This is a genomic window from Paraburkholderia panacisoli, from assembly GCF_008369935.1.
In the GTDB taxonomy this organism is placed as follows: domain Bacteria; phylum Pseudomonadota; class Gammaproteobacteria; order Burkholderiales; family Burkholderiaceae; genus Paraburkholderia; species Paraburkholderia panacisoli.
Genome location: NZ_VTUZ01000063.1, coordinates 26,656 through 42,404, shown reverse-complemented (window position 1 = coordinate 42,404; position 15,749 = coordinate 26,656). Strand labels below are relative to the sequence as shown.

Below are 15,749 nucleotides of genomic sequence, written 5' to 3'. Positions count from 1 at the left end.
CGTTTGAAAACGGAGCTGTTCTATCCTCGGAACTGGCAAGCGACGACGATTGAGCAGTTCATCGAAGTGGTTGGCTCGTATATACGTTGGTACAACGACAAGCGAATCAAGATATCGCTTGGCTCACTCAGTCCCTCGGAATACCGGGAACGTCTCGGTATCGGTACATAAACCAGTCCAACTTATCCGCCGCACCCCCGTTTGCGACATATCGACTTCGCCTCGACGGGTGAGAGGTTTCCGGCGCCGCGTGAGATGTCGCGCTACCAGACGTGCGAGTTCTTTTGCCACTCCACCCGGCGCGTATCCAATAACCCGGGACGTTTCAGGGCCGGTGAGTGTGGTCGAAGCGGACTGGCTAATAGAGCGGTTGCGCATCCTGCTTGGCTGGTAGCAGTCAACTGACCGAGGGCTGGGCTGTGCGTGCGAGCTTCACGCGTCCGGTAGGGGAGTCTATGTGTCCTATGAAGATGACGATTTTGCAGCCGCTTCGTGTCACCCCAGAGCTCCTGGTGGCAACCGAGAGTGTCCTTCGTAAGAGCGAATCGCTTGAAGAGTTCATGGCGACTGCGTTGCGTGAATGCGTCGCTCGCCGTCGCTTCCAAAGTGGGTTTGTCGCGAGAGGTCTTGCGTGAGGAGCGTGGGCACTTCGCGACAATGAGTTCTTTAGTGCGGACAACTGTCCCTACCGCAAAACGCCTTCACGTTCCTGTGAATCGGCAAACGCGCCGCACGGCCACTCGATCAATCAGCAGAAGGTGGCTCGTACAGCCGCGGTATGACTCACTCGGTGCATGGAACTGGGGCTGTCTTCCTTCTCAAAGGAGGAAATAGTCGGCCACGTTTCCTGCGTTTGAAATTGCGTGAACCGCGAGCGGGCTATGGCGCAAAAAAAACCGAACCCCAGGGAGATTCACTTTCTGAGGAGCATTTGAACCGTTTAACGTGTCATCCGTGTACGGGAAAACACGTAGGTTTATGAGCCAATCGGAGGCCGCAGCAGAAATTGCTGTCGAGCCGAGCAGAGACGGTGAAAGCTGCTGTTCGGCCGCTCGATTAAAGTTCTGGTTGCCGCATCTGCTCAATACACTTAAGTCTCCATCTGGACATACGAGAGGAGTAATCGTGGAACTGACCGACTTCGACGCCCTTACCTTTGACTGCTACGGCACCTTGATTGATTGGGAGAGTGGCATTTTCCAAGGCCTGAGGCCGTTGCTCGAGCGCGCCAGGACGCCGCTCACGCGCGACCAGGTTCTGGAGGCCCATGCTCGCCACGAATCGTCGCAGCAGAAGTACACGCCGGCGAAGCGCTATCAGGAGCTGCTGCCCATCGTCTACAAACGACTGGCCGAAGAATGGGGCCTCTCGTTCACGCACGAAGAATGCGTGGCCTACGGTCGTTCGGTGCAAAATTGGCCTGCGTTTGAGGACAGCGCCGAAGCGCTGCAGTACCTGAAGAAGCACTACAAGCTCGTCATTTTGTCGAACATCGACAATGAGAGCTTCACGTACAGCAACGCCAAACTGCAGGTCGAGTTTGACGCAATCATTACGGCGGAAGACGTTGGCTCTTACAAGCCGTCGCCGCGAAATTTCGAATACATGCTCGAGAAGCTCGGTGACCGCGGCATCAAGAAAGAAAGAATTCTTCACACGGCCGAAAGTCTTTTCCATGACCACAAGCCCGCAAACGAGTTCGGATTGGCATCGTGCTGGATTTATCGCCGTCATGCGCAGACGGGCTTCGGTGCGACGATGAATCCCGGCACGCAGCCGAACATCGACTTCCGGTTCAACAGCATGGCCGACTTCGCCAAAGCACACCAGGAAGCACTGGCAAAGAAGTAATTTATTGATGTCTTGTCAGCGTCGCCGAGGCGCGGGTTATCCTCGCGCTGAGGATGCTGGTGGGACATTTGCCGCGCAACGGGGCGTATGAAGGCACTGATACATAGGGGGCGTTGTGGCTTTGACAGATTTCAAGGCACTCACATTTGACTGCTACGGAACTCTGATTGACTGGGAGTCAGGGATCGCATCGGGTCTGTCGGAGCTTGCCTCGCGGGCGCCCGAACCTTTAGCGCGCGATGAAATCCTTGAGGCCCATGCACGTCATGAGTCGTATCAACAGAAGATGACGCCCGCGATGCCATATGACCAGCTCCTTCGGGTTGTGTACAAGCGCCTGGCGGAGGAATGGGGCCTGCGTTACAGCTGGGCCGAAGCGGTCGCGTATGGCGCCTCGGTGGGAGATTGGCCCGCCTTTCCGGACTCGGCGAGCACGCTGCAATATCTCAAGAAATATTTCAAGCTGGTGGTCGTATCCAATGTCGATAACCGAAGCTTCAGTGCGAGCAACGCGAAGCTGGCGGTCGACTTCGACGCAATCGTGACGGCCGAGGATGTCGGTTCGTACAAGCCGTCGCGGAACAACTTCGAGTACCTGTTCTCGACGCTGTCGTCGATGGGCATCGCAAAGGACGATACACTGCATGTCGCAGATAGCGTCTATCACGACCACCAACCTGCGAGTGAAATGCAGCTTCGCTCATGCTGGATTCAGCGGCGCTATGAGCAGCGTGGATTCGGAGCAAACATGAAGTACTCTGTCGAACCATCCGTTGACTACAAGTTCACGAGCATGGCTCAACTGGTCAAGGCACACCACGAGGACTTGGCTCGCGCTTAGTACGGCAGCCTTCGATTGACGCAACAGCCAATTCGAACACGCACGATATGCGACAAAAGCTTGACCGGACCGATATAAAAATCCTTGCCGAACTGCAGAAGAACGGCAACACGACGAACGCAAATCTCGCGAGCGCCGTCGGGTTGTCCGCAAGCCCTTGCCTGCAGCGTGTGAAGCGTCTTGAAGCCGCAGGAATCATATCCGGCTACGGAGCGCATCTGAACCTGGCCAAGCTAACCAGCACGGTCACGGTCTTCACTGAAATCATGCTTCACGACCACAGGCGCGAGGATTTCACGCGCTTCGAAGCGAACCTGCGTGATTTTGACGAGATTACAGAGTGCCATCTCGTCAGCGGAGGCTACGACTACCTCCTTAAGTCCATCGTCAAAAACATCGGCCATTACCAGGAAGTCATCGAAAAGCTGGTCGACCGCAATCTCGGAATCGAGAAATATTTCAGCTACATCGTCATTCGGTCGCCCTTCGTCAAACAGACGATGCCGCTCGATAAGCTGCTATCCGACGACGAATAGGAGGAGAGCGAGCACAATTTCAGTTTGAATTCGCCGCTGTGGCGTCGATAAGAACCTCTTGCTGGCATGACCTTCTCCTTCAAGTGAAGGCCCAACAAGCGTATCACTTCCGAACCTCGCCCGGTCCAGCCTCAGGAGTTCACTCAAATTGCAGCGCAGGGTGGGTCAGGATTCCGTGCAAATCAACACACGAGCGTCCAGTTGAGCGGCTGCCCTTCAATCTTTTGTCGGTGAGGGCATTCCAAGAGTCGGGCGCTAAAAGGCCAGCCTTCTTGAAAGCATCCGCGTTGTAGCCGAGACCCGTCGCGACCACGCCAATGCCAACAGCGTCTGGGCCGAGCCGAGCCTAGCCAAGGGGTAAAGGTCGTTCATGACAAGCCCGTCCTCGAGCTTCGAGCACAACCCGATTCGAGTGGCCTGGTACATAGGGCCATCGTCCATCAATGCGACGTTAATCTGCTGGCGACTTTTCTGAGCCTGCAGTTTCGCGAACGTACCGCACCTTCACGTCCGGCGGCTACAGCCACCTGGTCTGTTGGTGCGAATAGAAGCTCCGGCGTCTCATCGATGAATTGGGCTATCAACCACGGGCAGGCTATACGGTCGATTTTCGGGCGTTCACGCGTAACCCATTTCATGTCGGTCTCCGCGTCGGCTGTGCGGCACTGAACCGTTGCGCAGCATTTTCCCAGTTCAGCAGCGTGAAGAGCTGGGTGAGGTACTCATTGCGCTTGTTCTGGTACCGCAGGTATTACGCGTGTTCGAAGACATCGAGAACAAGGATGGGCTGGATGCCCCAGGCGGTCAGCTTCTGATGATTTTCACACTGCAAGACCATCAGCTTCCCGGTTGTTGGATGGTATCCGAGAACGCCCCAGCCAAACGCTTCTAGCGCTAGCGTCGCCGCGAACAGCTGGGCCTTGAACCTGGCGTACGAACCGAAGGTCTCGTCGATTGCCTTGGCCAGTTCGCCTTTAGGTTCGGCGCCTTTGCCCGAGACGCTGGTCCAATAAATCGTGTGCACGATGTGGCTCGAGAGTTGGAACGCCAACTCTTTCTCGTAGAACATCGCCAATGCAAAGTCGTTCGAATCGCGTGCCTTCTCAAGCGCCTCTTCCGCCTTGTTTAACCGGACGGCTGGGCGGAGGCACTTATTCCGGCGTCGCCTTGGCTTCGAGCCTAACCAGCTGACGCTCGGCACTTCCATCGTCACTGTCATGCTCTGGGGGACGTCCGAGCTTTCAGGCGCGCTGGATTGCGTCGGGTTGCGAGGCCAGGACGGTACAAATGCTTACAAAGCATTGTGCTTGCGAGTACACCATCTTCGCTGCTGTGACGTTATTGCAGGCACATCCCAGTGGAGCTCGCAATGAACACGAACGTCGCCTCGAACATGCCGCCGCGCGGTCGCATCCATCCCCTGGTCGCGGGTGCGGCCGTGGCCGTTATCCTCGCCAGCGCGACCGGCATCGCGGCGATGACCGGAATACTGCCCACTTCACGAGCTGTTACGGCGCCTCCGACGCAAGCTGTTGCGGCCGCCGCCCCGGTCGCCAGCGCGCCGGTCACATCGCCGCAATCGTACGTCGAACAACGTGCGACGCAGGAGGCGCCAGCCCAGCCGCGCGTCCATCACCACCGTAGCGCTCCGGTTGAGCAGGCTCCGAGGTATGCGAACAACGATACCTATCAAAGTCAGGCTCAACCCGCGCCAAGGCCAGTAGCATTTGACCCGAATGCCGGGGAAGTTGTCGCCGTCAACGTAGTCCAGGAACCCGAGCCGACGACGGGGCTCGGAGCCGTAGGCGGCGCTGTCGCTGGCGGGCTGTTGGGAAATCAGGTCGGTGGAGGACGCGGTCGCGTTCTGGCAACGATTGCTGGCGCGGTCGGTGGCGGGCTTGCGGGCAATGGCATCGAGCATGCGGTGCGCAAGTCTACTACCTACCAGGTGCAGGTCAGAATGCAGGACGGCAGCAACCGGAATTTCACCTATACGACACAGCCTCAGGTTCAGGTCGGAGAACGTGTCCGTGTCTCGGGCGACTCCCTGAACGCGTCGTAGGCATGGTCGGAACCGGCAGTATCACAGCGTGATACAGCCGGTTACAGTTTTGGCATTTCCGCCGCACCTGCTTCCGCGCGCCCCCCCTAAAATCCGCGTCGTCCGCCATTGTTTGGCACCCGCCAGAAACGAGCAGGACAGGAGAACTCCATGAAACACGCTACCCTTTTTCTGGCAGTGGGCCTTTCCGCTGCGTGCGCATCCAGCGTGGCTCTCGCCCACGCTGACATTGGAGTTTATCTGGGGGCGCCCGGTCCCGTCTATGTCGCACCACCCCCAGTCGTGTACGACGCACCGCCGGTGGTCTACGCGCCAGCCCCGGTCTACGGCTACGGTTACCGCTATGAAGGGGATTACGACGAGCGCAGGTGGCATGACCACGGTCGCCACCGTGGATGGGAACGCCATCATCATGGCGACGATGACGACTAATTCACCGATGGCTGCGCCCGATAGCGACTGAATGCTCGCGGACGGGATTCGACGCACACCCAAATCGGGTGTTCATCATCTACCTTGAAGTGCTGCAGGATGCCGGTGTTGCAGCCGAGCCCGCGCAGACCGCGTCGCCATATCCGGGTAGCTCAATAACGGCGGCCACTTTTGTGTCGGGCGCGTTCGTCTTTGGCATACATACAACAGGTGATGCTTTTGTGTGCAACACCTGGATTTTTTCATCGGTCGCTGTGGCGGCTCCCGCATGAAGCCGCAGACATATAAGGGTTACGTGTCATCCGTGACCTTTTGGGCCTGCGAGCCGGCGCCCAAGATTTAACTGGGGCACTCGATGCGTGCATCTATATTCTGCGCCACAAAAAGTTAAAACATAGTTCGCTACGTATCATCGAATGCCATCTTTAGACATTCGAGCCATTCAATGGATGGGGCTCTTTTTTTGAAAGAACAGGAGCATCTTGCAGATGCTCCCAAAAAAGGGCGCTTCATGAATTGAGCGAAGACGAGAGAGCGCCTTCGTGGCAGTCGAGTGCGAGTTGGCTAACCTCGTAGCTTTTTTTACCCATGTGTATCGACCCACGCGCGAGCCCAACCGAGTCCTGCGTGTTGGGCTTCTTCTTCAGTGTCTCGAAGTAACTGAGAACTCCTGATGCTTGAATCAGCTTCCCGCGCATCCTGATGGTCCCGCTAGCCGCTTAACGCTCCGCTGCAGGATGTCTTCCTGCTGGAGAATAGCCCCCATACGCTGTAGCCCTCATAGCTTTGAGACTCCATCAGCGTGCGACCTCGGCGGTGGCTCTGGGGATGAGGGCGCGCATGTATCGATCTGCATGTTTGGCGGGTTGGTCCGGGTCACATGAGCGCAGCGGTGTCGGTCGCGACCAATGAGGCGCAGCGCGACTCGCGCTTCTATCACGCCGTGCTCGAACGCTTCAAAGGTTTGTCGCATATCACAGTCGAGGCTCAACCCGCTCAATCTGCAACGTGACCGATTGTCGTTAAGTCGCCAAGCGCCGAATTTCTCGGAGATTTGCTCTGTAGTTGGGCGCCGCCATCCTAAGGGCACGCACAGTAAAATGTTAAGCGCTCAAATTCAAGTGACGCCTCCGCGGTACGGAAGAGTTTTTTGCATGGACCTTTCCACTGTGGGAAGGTCAAGTAGCGGAAGTCGCTCAGGCGCAAAGAGGCAATAAATTGCCTGGAACATGGATAAATGGCTCCGCTATAATCCTGGCCATGAAAGTTCTCCGGACATTGCTCCTCCTGTTGCTCTGCGCTGCGCTTCCCATCAGTGGGCTGGCGGCCAGCGGCTTGACAGGAGAATGTCCGATGCAGATGGACATGGGCTACGACGATAGTAGTGCGATGTCTTCGGAGATGCCCGGATGCGAGACCATGAAATCTTCGCAACCGGAAAAAGTCAAAGGCTTCTTTTGCAAGGCAACGGCGCAATGCCAGCTTGGTAGTCTGTATCACCCGGTTTCCACTATCGAAGTAACCCGTCCCGCCGGGCTGTCCAGCCCCGTCGTATTCCACTACGCACTGTCGCTCACCGTCCGCGAACCGGCCGGACTCTGGCGACCTCCTCGCGCCATCTAATCCCTTTCTGACAGGTTCACCGCATCTGCGGTGAGGTCGTCCTGCGTCCAGGACGTGGATTCCCTGTGGGAGTCCGCCGTTGGGGTTAGAACATGCCTTTAACTATTTGCACGCCGTCATGCCGGCGTGCACCACTGCGCGCGCGCTCGCTTTTTGCCGCGCTGATTCTCGCGAGCGTCGCTGCGCACGCTCAGGAAGCACCCGTCACGCTTGATGCGGCGCTCCAGTCCGCTACCGACCGCTCCGCCGCCATGGGGGCTGCGCAGGCATCAGTGCGCGCCAGCTCAGAAGCCTCCGTCCGCGCAGGACAGTTGCCCGACCCGATGCTCAAAGCCGGTGTTGATAACCTGCCTGTGAACGGACCGCAACGGTTCACCATCGGCCAGGACTTCATGACCATGCGCCGTATCGGCATCGAGCAGGAATGGGTGTCGGGCGACAAGCGCCGACTCCGGTCCGCATTGGCGAACGATGTAGTGGACCGAGAGCGGGCTGGCTACCTCGGCCAGCTTGTGAACACCCGCCAGCAAACGGCCACAGCGTGGCTGAACGCGGTCTATGCAAAGAAGGCCGTTTCGCTGCAGCAGGAACTCGTTGACCACATGACCCATGAACTGGACGCGACGAAAGCGTCTTATCGCGGAGCGAAAGCGACTGCCGCCGATGTTACGCAGGCCCAGGCGATGCTCGCGCAAACCCAGGATCAGTTGCTCAAGGCCCGGCAGACGTGGCAGACCGCGCTCATAGGTCTGTCCCGCTGGACGGCAACGCCCGTTTCTGATGTGACGGGCGAGCCGCCGGCGCCACAGTCCTATGTATCGTCACTGCCGCCCGAGGAACTGCGTGAGGTGCAGCCGGTGCTCGTCGCAGCATCCCGGGACATCGCCGTCGCCGATGCCGATACCGCCGTTGCGAGCAGTAACCGCAGTCCCAACTGGACGTGGGAGGTCGCCTACCAGCAGCGCGGAGGCGGGTTCTCGAACATGGTCTCGGTTGGCGTCAGCATCCCGCTGCCCATCCATCGAAAGAACTATCAGGATCGGGATGCGGCGGAAAAAGCTGAACTGGGCACCAAGGCGCGACTGATGTACGAGGACGCGCAGCGTCAGGTCGAAGCGGATATCCGTACGCAGTCAGCCACGCTCGCGAGCGGTCGCGAGCGCATTACCCATCTCACCCACTCCCTGCTTCCGGCTGCGGACCAGCGCGTGCAACTGGCGGCTGCCGCATACAGGGCAGGCACTGGCTCGCTGGCCGATACCTTCGCTGCCAGGCGTGCGCAGCTCGACGCCGAACTTCAGGTGCTCGACCTGCAGCGCGACGTGTCGCAAACCTGGGCGCAACTGGAATACCAGGTCGTGCCCGCCTCGATGTCCGCTTCGACGCCCGTCAGTCAGTGAAGGAGAACAACATGCAGAAGAGACAACTGGCACGCGCGGCCCTGATGGTGTTTGCCGCAGTGGCATTGCTGGGTGCCGGCTATGTCGCCGGCACGCATCGTTCAACGATGGGCGGCGAGAGCGCTGTTGCGACAACTCCCTCCAGCGACAAAACCGACCCGAAGACTGGCCGGAAGGTACTGTACTGGCACGACCCGATGGTGCCGAACCAGCATTTCGACAAGCCGGGCAAGTCGCCTTTCATGAATATGCAGTTAGAGCCGGTCTATGCCGACGAAGGGGGCGCCAACGGCATCAAGATTGACCCGGGCCTTCAGCAGAACCTGGGCATTCGCTACGCGGCGGCGCGCCGGCAGGAAACAACAGAAGGATTCGACGCGGTAGGTACGACGCAGTTCGATGAGTCGAAAGCTGACGTCGTCCAGTCGCGGGTGACCGGCTACATTGACCATCTTTACGCAAGCGCCCCGATGCAACGCGTCGCAAAAGGCGCTCCGATTGCGTCGCTCTTCGTTCCAGATTGGCTTGCGCCGCAGGAAGAGTATCTGGCGCTGAAACGTGGCGGCATGGATGACGGCATGCTTGCGGCGTCACGTGCGCGCATGCGGGCGATGTCCATTCCGGACGGCGTGATTGCAAGTCTCGACCGCACCGGCAAGGCGCAGACACACATCACGCTATCCGCACCGGAAACCGGCGTGCTGACCGAACTGAATGTGCGTGATGGCGCGATGGTGTCGCCCGGTCAGACGCTTGCGAAAGTCTCCGGGCTCGACAGGCTGTGGCTCGTGGTGGAGGTGCCTGAAGCGCTGGCGCTTCAGGTCCGACCGGGCATGAGCGTGGACGCCGTGTTTGCCGGTGACCCTGCGCAACATTTCACGGGACACATCCGTGAAATCCTGCCAGGCATCAGCACGAGTAGCCGTACGCTTCAGGCTCGCCTCGAAATCGATAACGCGGACTTCAGGTTGACGCCGGGGATGTTGATGCGGGCGCGCGTCGGCGCCGCAAAAAAGATATCGCGGTTGCTGGTTCCGTCGGAAGCCGTCATCACGACGGGTAAGCGGTCGGTGGTCATCGTCAGGAATTCAGACGGCAGGTTACAACCTGTCTCGGTCACCGTTGGCAACGATGCCGGCGACGATACCGAGGTGACCAACGGCCTGATCGAAGGCCAGCAGGTCGTCGCATCCGGCCAGTTCCTGATTGACTCGGAAGCGAGCCTGAAATCCGTTCTGCCGAAGCTCGAAGCAACCGCACCGACCGGTGCGAGCGCGCCTGCTCCAGCACCTGCCGCAGCAGCACCGCAGACCTACGACACCACAGGTAAGGTCGAAGAGATAACGGCGGGAGACATCACGTTTTCACATCAACCCGTTCCTGCTCTGGGCTGGGGCGCGATGACGATGTCATTCAGCAAACCGTCGCCGACAGCGTTTCCGGACGTGAAGCCTGGCCAGACTGTTCATTTTGTCTTCACGCAGTCGGGTGACGGATACCAGTTGACCAAGGTCGAACCGGTCGGGGGCGCCAAATGATTGCGCGCCTGATAAGGTGGTCCATCCACAACCGTTTCCTGGTTCTGCTCGCGACCGTGCTCGTTACGGCATGGGGTGTCTATTCGGTCACGCAAACGCCGCTCGATGCGCTGCCCGACCTGTCCGATACGCAGGTCATCATCAAGGCGTCGTACCCGGGCAAAGCACCGCAGGTCGTCGAGGACCAGGTCACGTATCCGCTCACAACGACGCTGCTCGGCGTACCGGGGGCAAAGACCATTCGCGCGTATTCCTCGTTCGGCGATGCGTTCGTGTATGTGCTGTTCGACGACAAGACCGACCAGTATTGGGCACGCTCGCGCGTCCTCGAATATCTGAATCAGGTGCAGAGCCACCTGCCGCAGGGGGCAACCGTTTCGCTGGGACCCGATGCAACCGGCGTGGGCTGGGTGTACGAATATGCGCTCGTCGACAAGACCGGGCAGCACGACCTTGGACAACTTCGCGCACTTAACGACTGGTTCCTGAAGTTCGAACTGAAATCAGTGCCTGACGTTTCTGAAGTCGCGAGTATCGGCGGCATGGTGCGCCAGTTCCAGGTTGTGCTCGACCCGGACAAGCTTCGTGCGTATGGCATCACGCAGGGGGCGGTGGTCGACGCACTCAGCAAAGCGAACCAGGAGTCGGGCGGGTCAGTTGTCGAGATGGCCGAGTCAGAGTACATGGTCCGTTCGTCTGGCTACCTGCACACACTCGACGACTTTCGCAACGTCGTATTGCGAACGAACGATGCCGGTACGCCGGTTCTGCTCGGTGATGTAGCCCGGATTCAAATCGGGCCTGAGATGCGGCGAGGTATCGCTGAGCTGAATGGGCAGGGAGAAGTCGCGGGGGGCGTCATCGTCATGCGCTCCGGCAAGAATGCGCTGACGACCATCGATGCAGTGAAGGCGAAACTGGCTGACCTGAAGCGGTCGTTGCCGACCGGTGTCGAGGTCGTGACGACCTACGACCGCTCGCAGCTCATCGAGCGTGCGGTGGACAACCTCAAGGACAAGCTCATCGAGGAATTCATCATCGTTGGGCTGGTCTGCGCGGTGTTCCTGTTCCACCTGCGCAGTGCGTTCGTCGCGATTCTGTCGCTACCGCTCGGCGTGCTTGCCGCGTTCATCGTCATGCGCTATCAGGGTGTCAACGCGAACCTGATGTCGCTGGGAGGCATTGCGATTGCCATCGGCGCGATGCTTGACGCGGCCATCGTGATGATTGAAAACGCTCACAAGCATCTGGAGGCGTACGACCACGAGCATCCGGGCGAACAAATCACGACCGCACAGCGCTGGGACCTTATCGCGACATCTGCAGCGGAGGTGGGGCCGGCACTGTTCTTTTCGCTTCTCATCATCACCCTGTCCTTCATCCCGGTGTTTTCGCTGGAGGGACAGGAGGGGAAACTGTTCTCTCCGTTGGCTTTCACCAAAACCTACACCATTGCTGCTGCTGCCGGGTTATCGGTCACGCTCGTGCCGGTGCTGATGGGCTATCTGATTCGAGGTCGCATTCCTCATGAAAACTCGAACCCCATCAATCGCGTGCTGATTCGACTGTACCAACCGTTGCTGGAAGCGACGCTGCGGCGGCCGTGGGTTGCCATTGGTCTGGCGGTCGTCGCGCTGGCCGCTTCGGTGATTCCGTTGTCCCAGATCGGCGGCGAATTCATGCCACCGCTCGATGAAGGCGACCTGCTGTATATGCCGACAGCGCTCCCGGGAATTTCGGCCGAGAAAGCGAGTGAACTGCTGCAGCAGACGGACCGGCTCATCAAGACGGTTCCGGAGGTGCAGACCGTCTTCGGCAAGTCCGGCCGGGCCGATACTGCAACTGACCCTGCACCGCTCGAAATGTTCGAAACCACGATTCAGTTCAAGCCGCGTAGCCAGTGGCGACCCGGCACGACGCCGGAGAAGCTGGTCGATGAACTGGACCGGACCGTCAAGGCGCCGGGGCTGTCGAACGTGTGGGTGCCGCCCATCCGTAATCGTCTGGACATGCTGTCTACCGGCATCAAGACGCCGGTCGGCGTCAAGATTTCGGGCAGCGACCTCTCGCAAATCGACAGAATTGCGGAGCAGGTCGAAACTGCGGTCAAGAATGTACCGGGCGTCACGTCTGCACTGGCCGAGCGTCTGAACGGCGGCCGGTACATAGACATCGACATCGACCGCCAGACGGCTGCACGTTACGGCCTTTCCGTCGGCGATATCCAGTCGGTCATTTCTTCGGCCGTCGGCGGGGAAAACGTGGGCGAAGTGATTGCTGGCCGCGAGCGGTTTCCCATCAACATCCGCTATCCGCGCGAAATCCGGGATTCGATCGAGAAGCTGCGTCAGTTGCCGGTCGTCACGGACCGTGGCGCGCAAATCCAGCTCGGCGATGTCGCGCACATCACGATTGCCGATGGTCCTCCGATGATTCGCAGCGAAAATGCGCGGCTCTCCGGCTATGTCTATGTCGATATCCGCAATACGGACCTGCAGTCAGCGGTCGAGTCAATGCAGCGCGCGGTTGCGGAGAAGGTGACGCTTCCGCCTGGCTATTCGATTGCATGGTCCGGCCAGTTCGAATATCTCGAGCGCGCGGCGGCGAAACTGCGCACGGTCATTCCCGTGACGCTCGTTGTTATCTTCGTGCTGCTCTTCCTGACCTTCAACTCTGCGGCCGATGCACTCCTGCTGATGTCGACGGTGCCGTTTGCTCTGGTGGGCGGGTTCTGGCTCATCTGGATTCTGGGTCACGCGGTGTCTGTCGCAACCGCAGTCGGATTTATCGCACTCGCTGGTGTCGCAGCCGAGTTTGGTGTCGTGATGCTGCTCTACCTGAAGGGGGCGCTCAGTCGCCGGCTGGAGGATGGTGAACCGCTAACGGAGGCACTCCTGTTCGATGCGATTCGTGAAGGCGCCGTTTTGCGCGTGCGACCGAAAGCGATGACGGTTGCTGTCGTGCTTGCCGGTCTCATCCCCATCATGGTCGGACACGGCGCCGGCTCGGAAGTCATGCAGCGCATTGCCGCGCCGATGGTAGGCGGCATGGTCACGGCACCCATCCTTTCGATGTTCGTCATCCCTGCAGCCTGGTTCCTGCTGCAACGCCGCCGCGCGCGAAGGCTGGGCCATGCGCGTCATCCCCACGCAGTACCTTCCGGCATGAAAGTGCCTTCTACTCAAACTGGAGAAACCCAATGAAGAGGTTGATTGTTGCGTCTGTTGCTCTTGCAGCCATCGTTGCTGCGCCCGCGTTCGCTGGTGATGGTATGGCTGGCATGAACATGTCCGAGCCGTCAGCATCGAAGACGTCATCGAAAACCGCGCTCACCGAGGCGGAGGTCAGGAAGGTGGACGCTGTGACCGGCATGGTCACCCTGAAGCACGGCGCGCTGGATAACGTCGGGATGCCGCCGATGACGATGGCGTTCAAGGCGAAGGATGCCGCGATGGTCAAGCAGGTTCACGAGGGGGACAAGGTCAAGGTTCGTGTCGAAAACGTCAACGGCACCCTGACCATTGTGAAACTGGAAAAGCAGTCATGATGGCGCGTTGACACCGCACTCGCAGGCTCGCCGCGTGACAGCGGGCCTGCGGTCGCACATTTGCGCCCACATCTTGTGCGTAGAGGCACAGCAATGCGAAGGACATCATCCGACGGACGCAGGGAATTTGCCGTCAAGCAGACGCAGCGAAGCGTACGTTGCGCTTCGCGCTGGGCTTGCTGTTCGTATTCCTGTCTCTGGCTGCTTACGCGGTGACCGAATCTGACCTGCTGCCCGTCAACGAAGCCTTCCCGTTGACGGGCAGCGTCAGCGGGCCACAACAGGTAACGCTCGACTTCGGCACGCGTCTACCGAGGGCGTCATCCAGTTGGACCATTGCATCCCGACAAAAAGGCGAGGGCGTCAATTAGGCGCCCTTTGGAACATGGACCGCAGACTCCGGGCGGGCGAGGTCAGGGAGGCACTTGGCCGGGCGTACCGTCAAGAATACGAAGCTTGTCGGCCATGTCAGGAAGATTGTGGCCGCCCGAGCGGGATTCGTTGACGAGTCGATGCGCGGTTGCACGACATTGCGCAAGCGTCTCATGCAGTCGTGGTTCGGCCTGGAGGCCGGTCACCACCCTTTCCAGCTCAGACGGGGACTCACTCAGCAGGGCAGGAACGACTTCATCTGACGGTATCAGAGAGCCGTTACTCAGAAGCTGTGCGGTCCAGTCGCATCCGTAAAGCAGCGCGCGACGCTCGCTCCTTTGTGCTTCTTCCTGGTCCAGTGTGGCAAGGCTGTGCCGGTTCTTGTGAAGCGAGGTGCGCCAGGTTGTGAGGATGTCATTGCGCAATCTTGCAATTGCTTCACCGAGTGCCGCATTCTGCCCACCGGCTGCGAGGCGGCGTTCATCGAGTCGGTCGACGTAGTCCCGATATCCTTCGAGGAACGATTGCCAGTTCAGCGGCAATTCGGTCGTTTGCGAGAACGACTGGCTGAGCTCACTAAGCTCCTTGCTGATTTCGTGCAGGGCCTGGGCGTCGGTAAGACGTGCCTCATAGACCTCACGAGCCGTAACCATCTGGCGGTGCAGGGGAAACAGGGAATTGTTGTAGCGTCGTTGCAGGTGTCGCTCGGCAGCGCCGGGATGGGCGCTCCATTTCCAGTTGGGTAGCGTTTTCGCATCAAAGTCGACCGCGTCTATCATAGCTCGAAACACCGCCAGCGCCTCTTCGGTTGCATGGCCAAAGCAGTCAGCGAGCTTGTAGTCATTGCCTTGCAGACTGGCGCTCTCATTTCCAGCATAAGGGGATTCGGGCGCGAGCCGGAGGAAGCCTGTGGCCAGAAAGAATTCCGTCGGTAGCTCCACCGACAGGCCCTCGAGGTGGAACGTGCGCTCCAAGGAGGAAATCCCCTCGATAGAGTGCGCCAGGCGGTTTTCGAAGTCGAGGAGCGCATTAATCCTGTCGCCGGACGACGGTTGCGCTGCCTCAGCGAGCAGGCAGAAGGACTCACGTACCATTCGTGCCGAGATAGTGCCGTGCTTCTCGGCAAAAAGCCAGAACCAGAGGGCGAGCTGATATCCTTGAACTCCGTTTCGCAGGACCGGTTCGACATCTGGTGTGAAGCTGATGCCAGGTGCGGCCCACGCTGCGAACGGTGCTGCATCGCTGCCCAAGTACATGCCCAGAAGCTGCGTTATCGACTGATTCGCATCGCTGGGCCAGCTTCGCGTCCCATCTTGCCGCTTCTCAGTTTTCCAGAGTCTCCAGGCCATCCTGAACCTCGCAAAGGGATGCGGTATCCGCCTCGGCAACGATACTTGCACACTCAGCCGGGGGCGTAAACCGGCGGCTACCCTCGTTCTTCTTGGACAGTTCGACGCAGTCCTCGCGGCGTTGATGAGGCTTGTAGCCGGAATGGGGAATATCCGCAGGTGCGCCACCGGTGGCTGAACCGATGCCGCCAAAAGCAA

Annotated in this window: 14 protein-coding genes and 5 pseudogenes; 14 read left to right on the top strand and 5 right to left on the bottom strand. The window is 59.3% G+C overall.

Going from position 1 to position 15,749, the window contains the following annotated elements; all coding sequences use genetic code 11:
- From FVF58_RS45800 to FVF58_RS45785, 4 genes are all read left to right on the top strand, one after another.
- Window positions 1-171 (top strand): IS3 family transposase (locus tag FVF58_RS45800; RefSeq protein ID WP_149676167.1); only part of this gene is annotated, 171 nt, incomplete at its 5' end.
- A gap of 954 nt (window positions 172-1,125) precedes the next feature.
- Window positions 1,126-1,851 (top strand): haloacid dehalogenase type II, encoded by a 726-nt coding sequence (locus tag FVF58_RS45795; protein WP_149676166.1) that lies wholly within the window; start codon window positions 1,126-1,128, stop codon window positions 1,849-1,851.
- Window positions 1,852-1,966: 115 nt separating this feature from the next.
- Entirely contained in the window at window positions 1,967-2,692 is a 726-nt protein-coding gene (locus FVF58_RS45790; RefSeq protein WP_149676165.1) for a haloacid dehalogenase type II, read from the top strand.
- Window positions 2,693-2,739: 47 nt separating this feature from the next.
- Window positions 2,740-3,228 (top strand): Lrp/AsnC family transcriptional regulator, encoded by a 489-nt coding sequence (locus FVF58_RS45785; RefSeq protein WP_149676164.1) that lies wholly within the window; start codon window positions 2,740-2,742, stop codon window positions 3,226-3,228.
- A 211-nt stretch (window positions 3,229-3,439) separates the two neighbouring features.
- Here the strand turns inward: FVF58_RS45785 and FVF58_RS53765 are convergent.
- The 3 pseudogenes from FVF58_RS53765 to FVF58_RS45770 form a co-directional block, all read right to left on the bottom strand.
- A pseudogene (locus tag FVF58_RS53765) lies at window positions 3,440-3,723 on the bottom strand (ABC transporter substrate-binding protein); the annotation flags it as partial.
- Window positions 3,723-3,866, bottom strand: a pseudogene (locus FVF58_RS45775) (chromate resistance protein ChrB domain-containing protein); the annotation flags it as partial. The pseudogenes FVF58_RS45775 and FVF58_RS53765, both read right to left, overlap by 1 nt.
- A pseudogene (locus tag FVF58_RS45770) lies at window positions 3,863-4,297 on the bottom strand (superoxide dismutase). The pseudogenes FVF58_RS45775 and FVF58_RS45770, both read right to left, overlap by 4 nt.
- A 300-nt stretch (window positions 4,298-4,597) precedes the next feature.
- Here FVF58_RS45770 and FVF58_RS45765 point away from each other — a divergent pair.
- The 3 genes from FVF58_RS45765 (at window position 4,598) to FVF58_RS45755 (ending at window position 5,994) form a co-directional block, all read left to right on the top strand.
- Window positions 4,598-5,290 (top strand): glycine zipper 2TM domain-containing protein, encoded by a 693-nt coding sequence (locus FVF58_RS45765; protein WP_149676163.1) that lies wholly within the window; start codon window positions 4,598-4,600, stop codon window positions 5,288-5,290.
- 150 nt (window positions 5,291-5,440) lie between these two features.
- Window positions 5,441-5,722, top strand: a complete 282-nt coding sequence (locus FVF58_RS45760) for a hypothetical protein (protein WP_149676162.1) — start codon at window positions 5,441-5,443, stop codon at window positions 5,720-5,722.
- Window positions 5,723-5,790: 68 nt separating this feature from the next.
- Window positions 5,791-5,994, top strand: a complete 204-nt coding sequence (locus tag FVF58_RS45755; protein WP_149676161.1) for a hypothetical protein — start codon at window positions 5,791-5,793, stop codon at window positions 5,992-5,994.
- 310 nt (window positions 5,995-6,304) lie between these two features.
- Here FVF58_RS45755 and FVF58_RS53760 read toward each other — a convergent pair.
- Window positions 6,305-6,520, bottom strand: a pseudogene (locus tag FVF58_RS53760) (hypothetical protein).
- 34 nt (window positions 6,521-6,554) lie between these two features.
- On the opposite strand from FVF58_RS53760, the pseudogene FVF58_RS45745 reads away from it, so the two are divergent.
- The 7 genes and pseudogenes from FVF58_RS45745 to FVF58_RS45715 all read left to right on the top strand — a co-directional run.
- Window positions 6,555-6,734: pseudogene (locus FVF58_RS45745) on the top strand (CDF family Co(II)/Ni(II) efflux transporter DmeF); the annotation flags it as partial.
- A 248-nt stretch (window positions 6,735-6,982) separates the two neighbouring features.
- On the top strand, window positions 6,983-7,345 hold the full coding sequence (locus FVF58_RS45740) for a hypothetical protein (RefSeq protein ID WP_149676160.1): 363 nt from the start codon (window positions 6,983-6,985) through the stop codon (window positions 7,343-7,345).
- Window positions 7,346-7,437: 92 nt separating this feature from the next.
- Window positions 7,438-8,745 carry a TolC family protein gene (locus tag FVF58_RS45735; RefSeq protein WP_149676159.1) on the top strand — a complete coding sequence of 436 codons (1,308 nt, stop codon included), beginning with the start codon at window positions 7,438-7,440 and terminating at the stop codon, window positions 8,743-8,745.
- An 11-nt stretch (window positions 8,746-8,756) separates the two neighbouring features.
- Window positions 8,757-10,283 (top strand): efflux RND transporter periplasmic adaptor subunit, encoded by a 1,527-nt coding sequence (locus FVF58_RS45730; protein WP_149676158.1) that lies wholly within the window; start codon window positions 8,757-8,759, stop codon window positions 10,281-10,283.
- Window positions 10,280-13,486, top strand: coding sequence for an efflux RND transporter permease subunit (locus FVF58_RS45725; RefSeq protein WP_149676157.1), 3,207 nt, complete (start codon window positions 10,280-10,282; stop codon window positions 13,484-13,486). Before FVF58_RS45730 ends, FVF58_RS45725 begins: the two co-directional genes overlap by 4 nt.
- Complete coding sequence (locus FVF58_RS45720; RefSeq protein WP_149676156.1) at window positions 13,483-13,830, top strand: copper-binding protein; 348 nt, start codon at window positions 13,483-13,485, stop codon at window positions 13,828-13,830. Before FVF58_RS45725 ends, FVF58_RS45720 begins: the two co-directional genes overlap by 4 nt.
- A 158-nt stretch (window positions 13,831-13,988) precedes the next feature.
- Entirely contained in the window at window positions 13,989-14,201 is a 213-nt protein-coding gene (locus tag FVF58_RS45715) for a hypothetical protein (protein WP_149676155.1), read from the top strand.
- A 42-nt stretch (window positions 14,202-14,243) separates the two neighbouring features.
- Here the strand turns inward: FVF58_RS45715 and FVF58_RS45710 are convergent, their stop codons facing one another.
- Window positions 14,244-15,551, bottom strand: a complete 1,308-nt coding sequence (locus FVF58_RS45710; protein ID WP_149676154.1) for a tryptophan leader peptide — start codon at window positions 15,549-15,551, stop codon at window positions 14,244-14,246.
- Window positions 15,552-15,749 lie beyond the last annotated feature (198 nt).

What these genes read in the sequence shown, in the direction of transcription:
- FVF58_RS45785 (WP_149676164.1), top strand. Translation starts at nt 2,740, where the DNA reads ATGCGACAAAAGCTTGACCGGACCGATATAAAAATCCTTGCCGAACTG.
- FVF58_RS45765 (WP_149676163.1), top strand. Translation starts at nt 4,598, where the DNA reads ATGAACACGAACGTCGCCTCGAACATGCCGCCGCGCGGTCGCATCCAT.
- FVF58_RS45760 (WP_149676162.1), top strand. Translation starts at nt 5,441, where the DNA reads ATGAAACACGCTACCCTTTTTCTGGCAGTGGGCCTTTCCGCTGCGTGC.
- FVF58_RS45740 (WP_149676160.1), top strand. Translation starts at nt 6,983, where the DNA reads ATGAAAGTTCTCCGGACATTGCTCCTCCTGTTGCTCTGCGCTGCGCTT.
- FVF58_RS45735 (WP_149676159.1), top strand. Translation starts at nt 7,438, where the DNA reads ATGCCTTTAACTATTTGCACGCCGTCATGCCGGCGTGCACCACTGCGC.
- FVF58_RS45730 (WP_149676158.1), top strand. Translation starts at nt 8,757, where the DNA reads ATGCAGAAGAGACAACTGGCACGCGCGGCCCTGATGGTGTTTGCCGCA.
- FVF58_RS45725 (WP_149676157.1), top strand. Translation starts at nt 10,280, where the DNA reads ATGATTGCGCGCCTGATAAGGTGGTCCATCCACAACCGTTTCCTGGTT.
- FVF58_RS45720 (WP_149676156.1), top strand. Translation starts at nt 13,483, where the DNA reads ATGAAGAGGTTGATTGTTGCGTCTGTTGCTCTTGCAGCCATCGTTGCT.
- FVF58_RS45710 (WP_149676154.1), bottom strand. Translation starts at nt 15,551, where the DNA reads ATGGCCTGGAGACTCTGGAAAACTGAGAAGCGGCAAGATGGGACGCGA.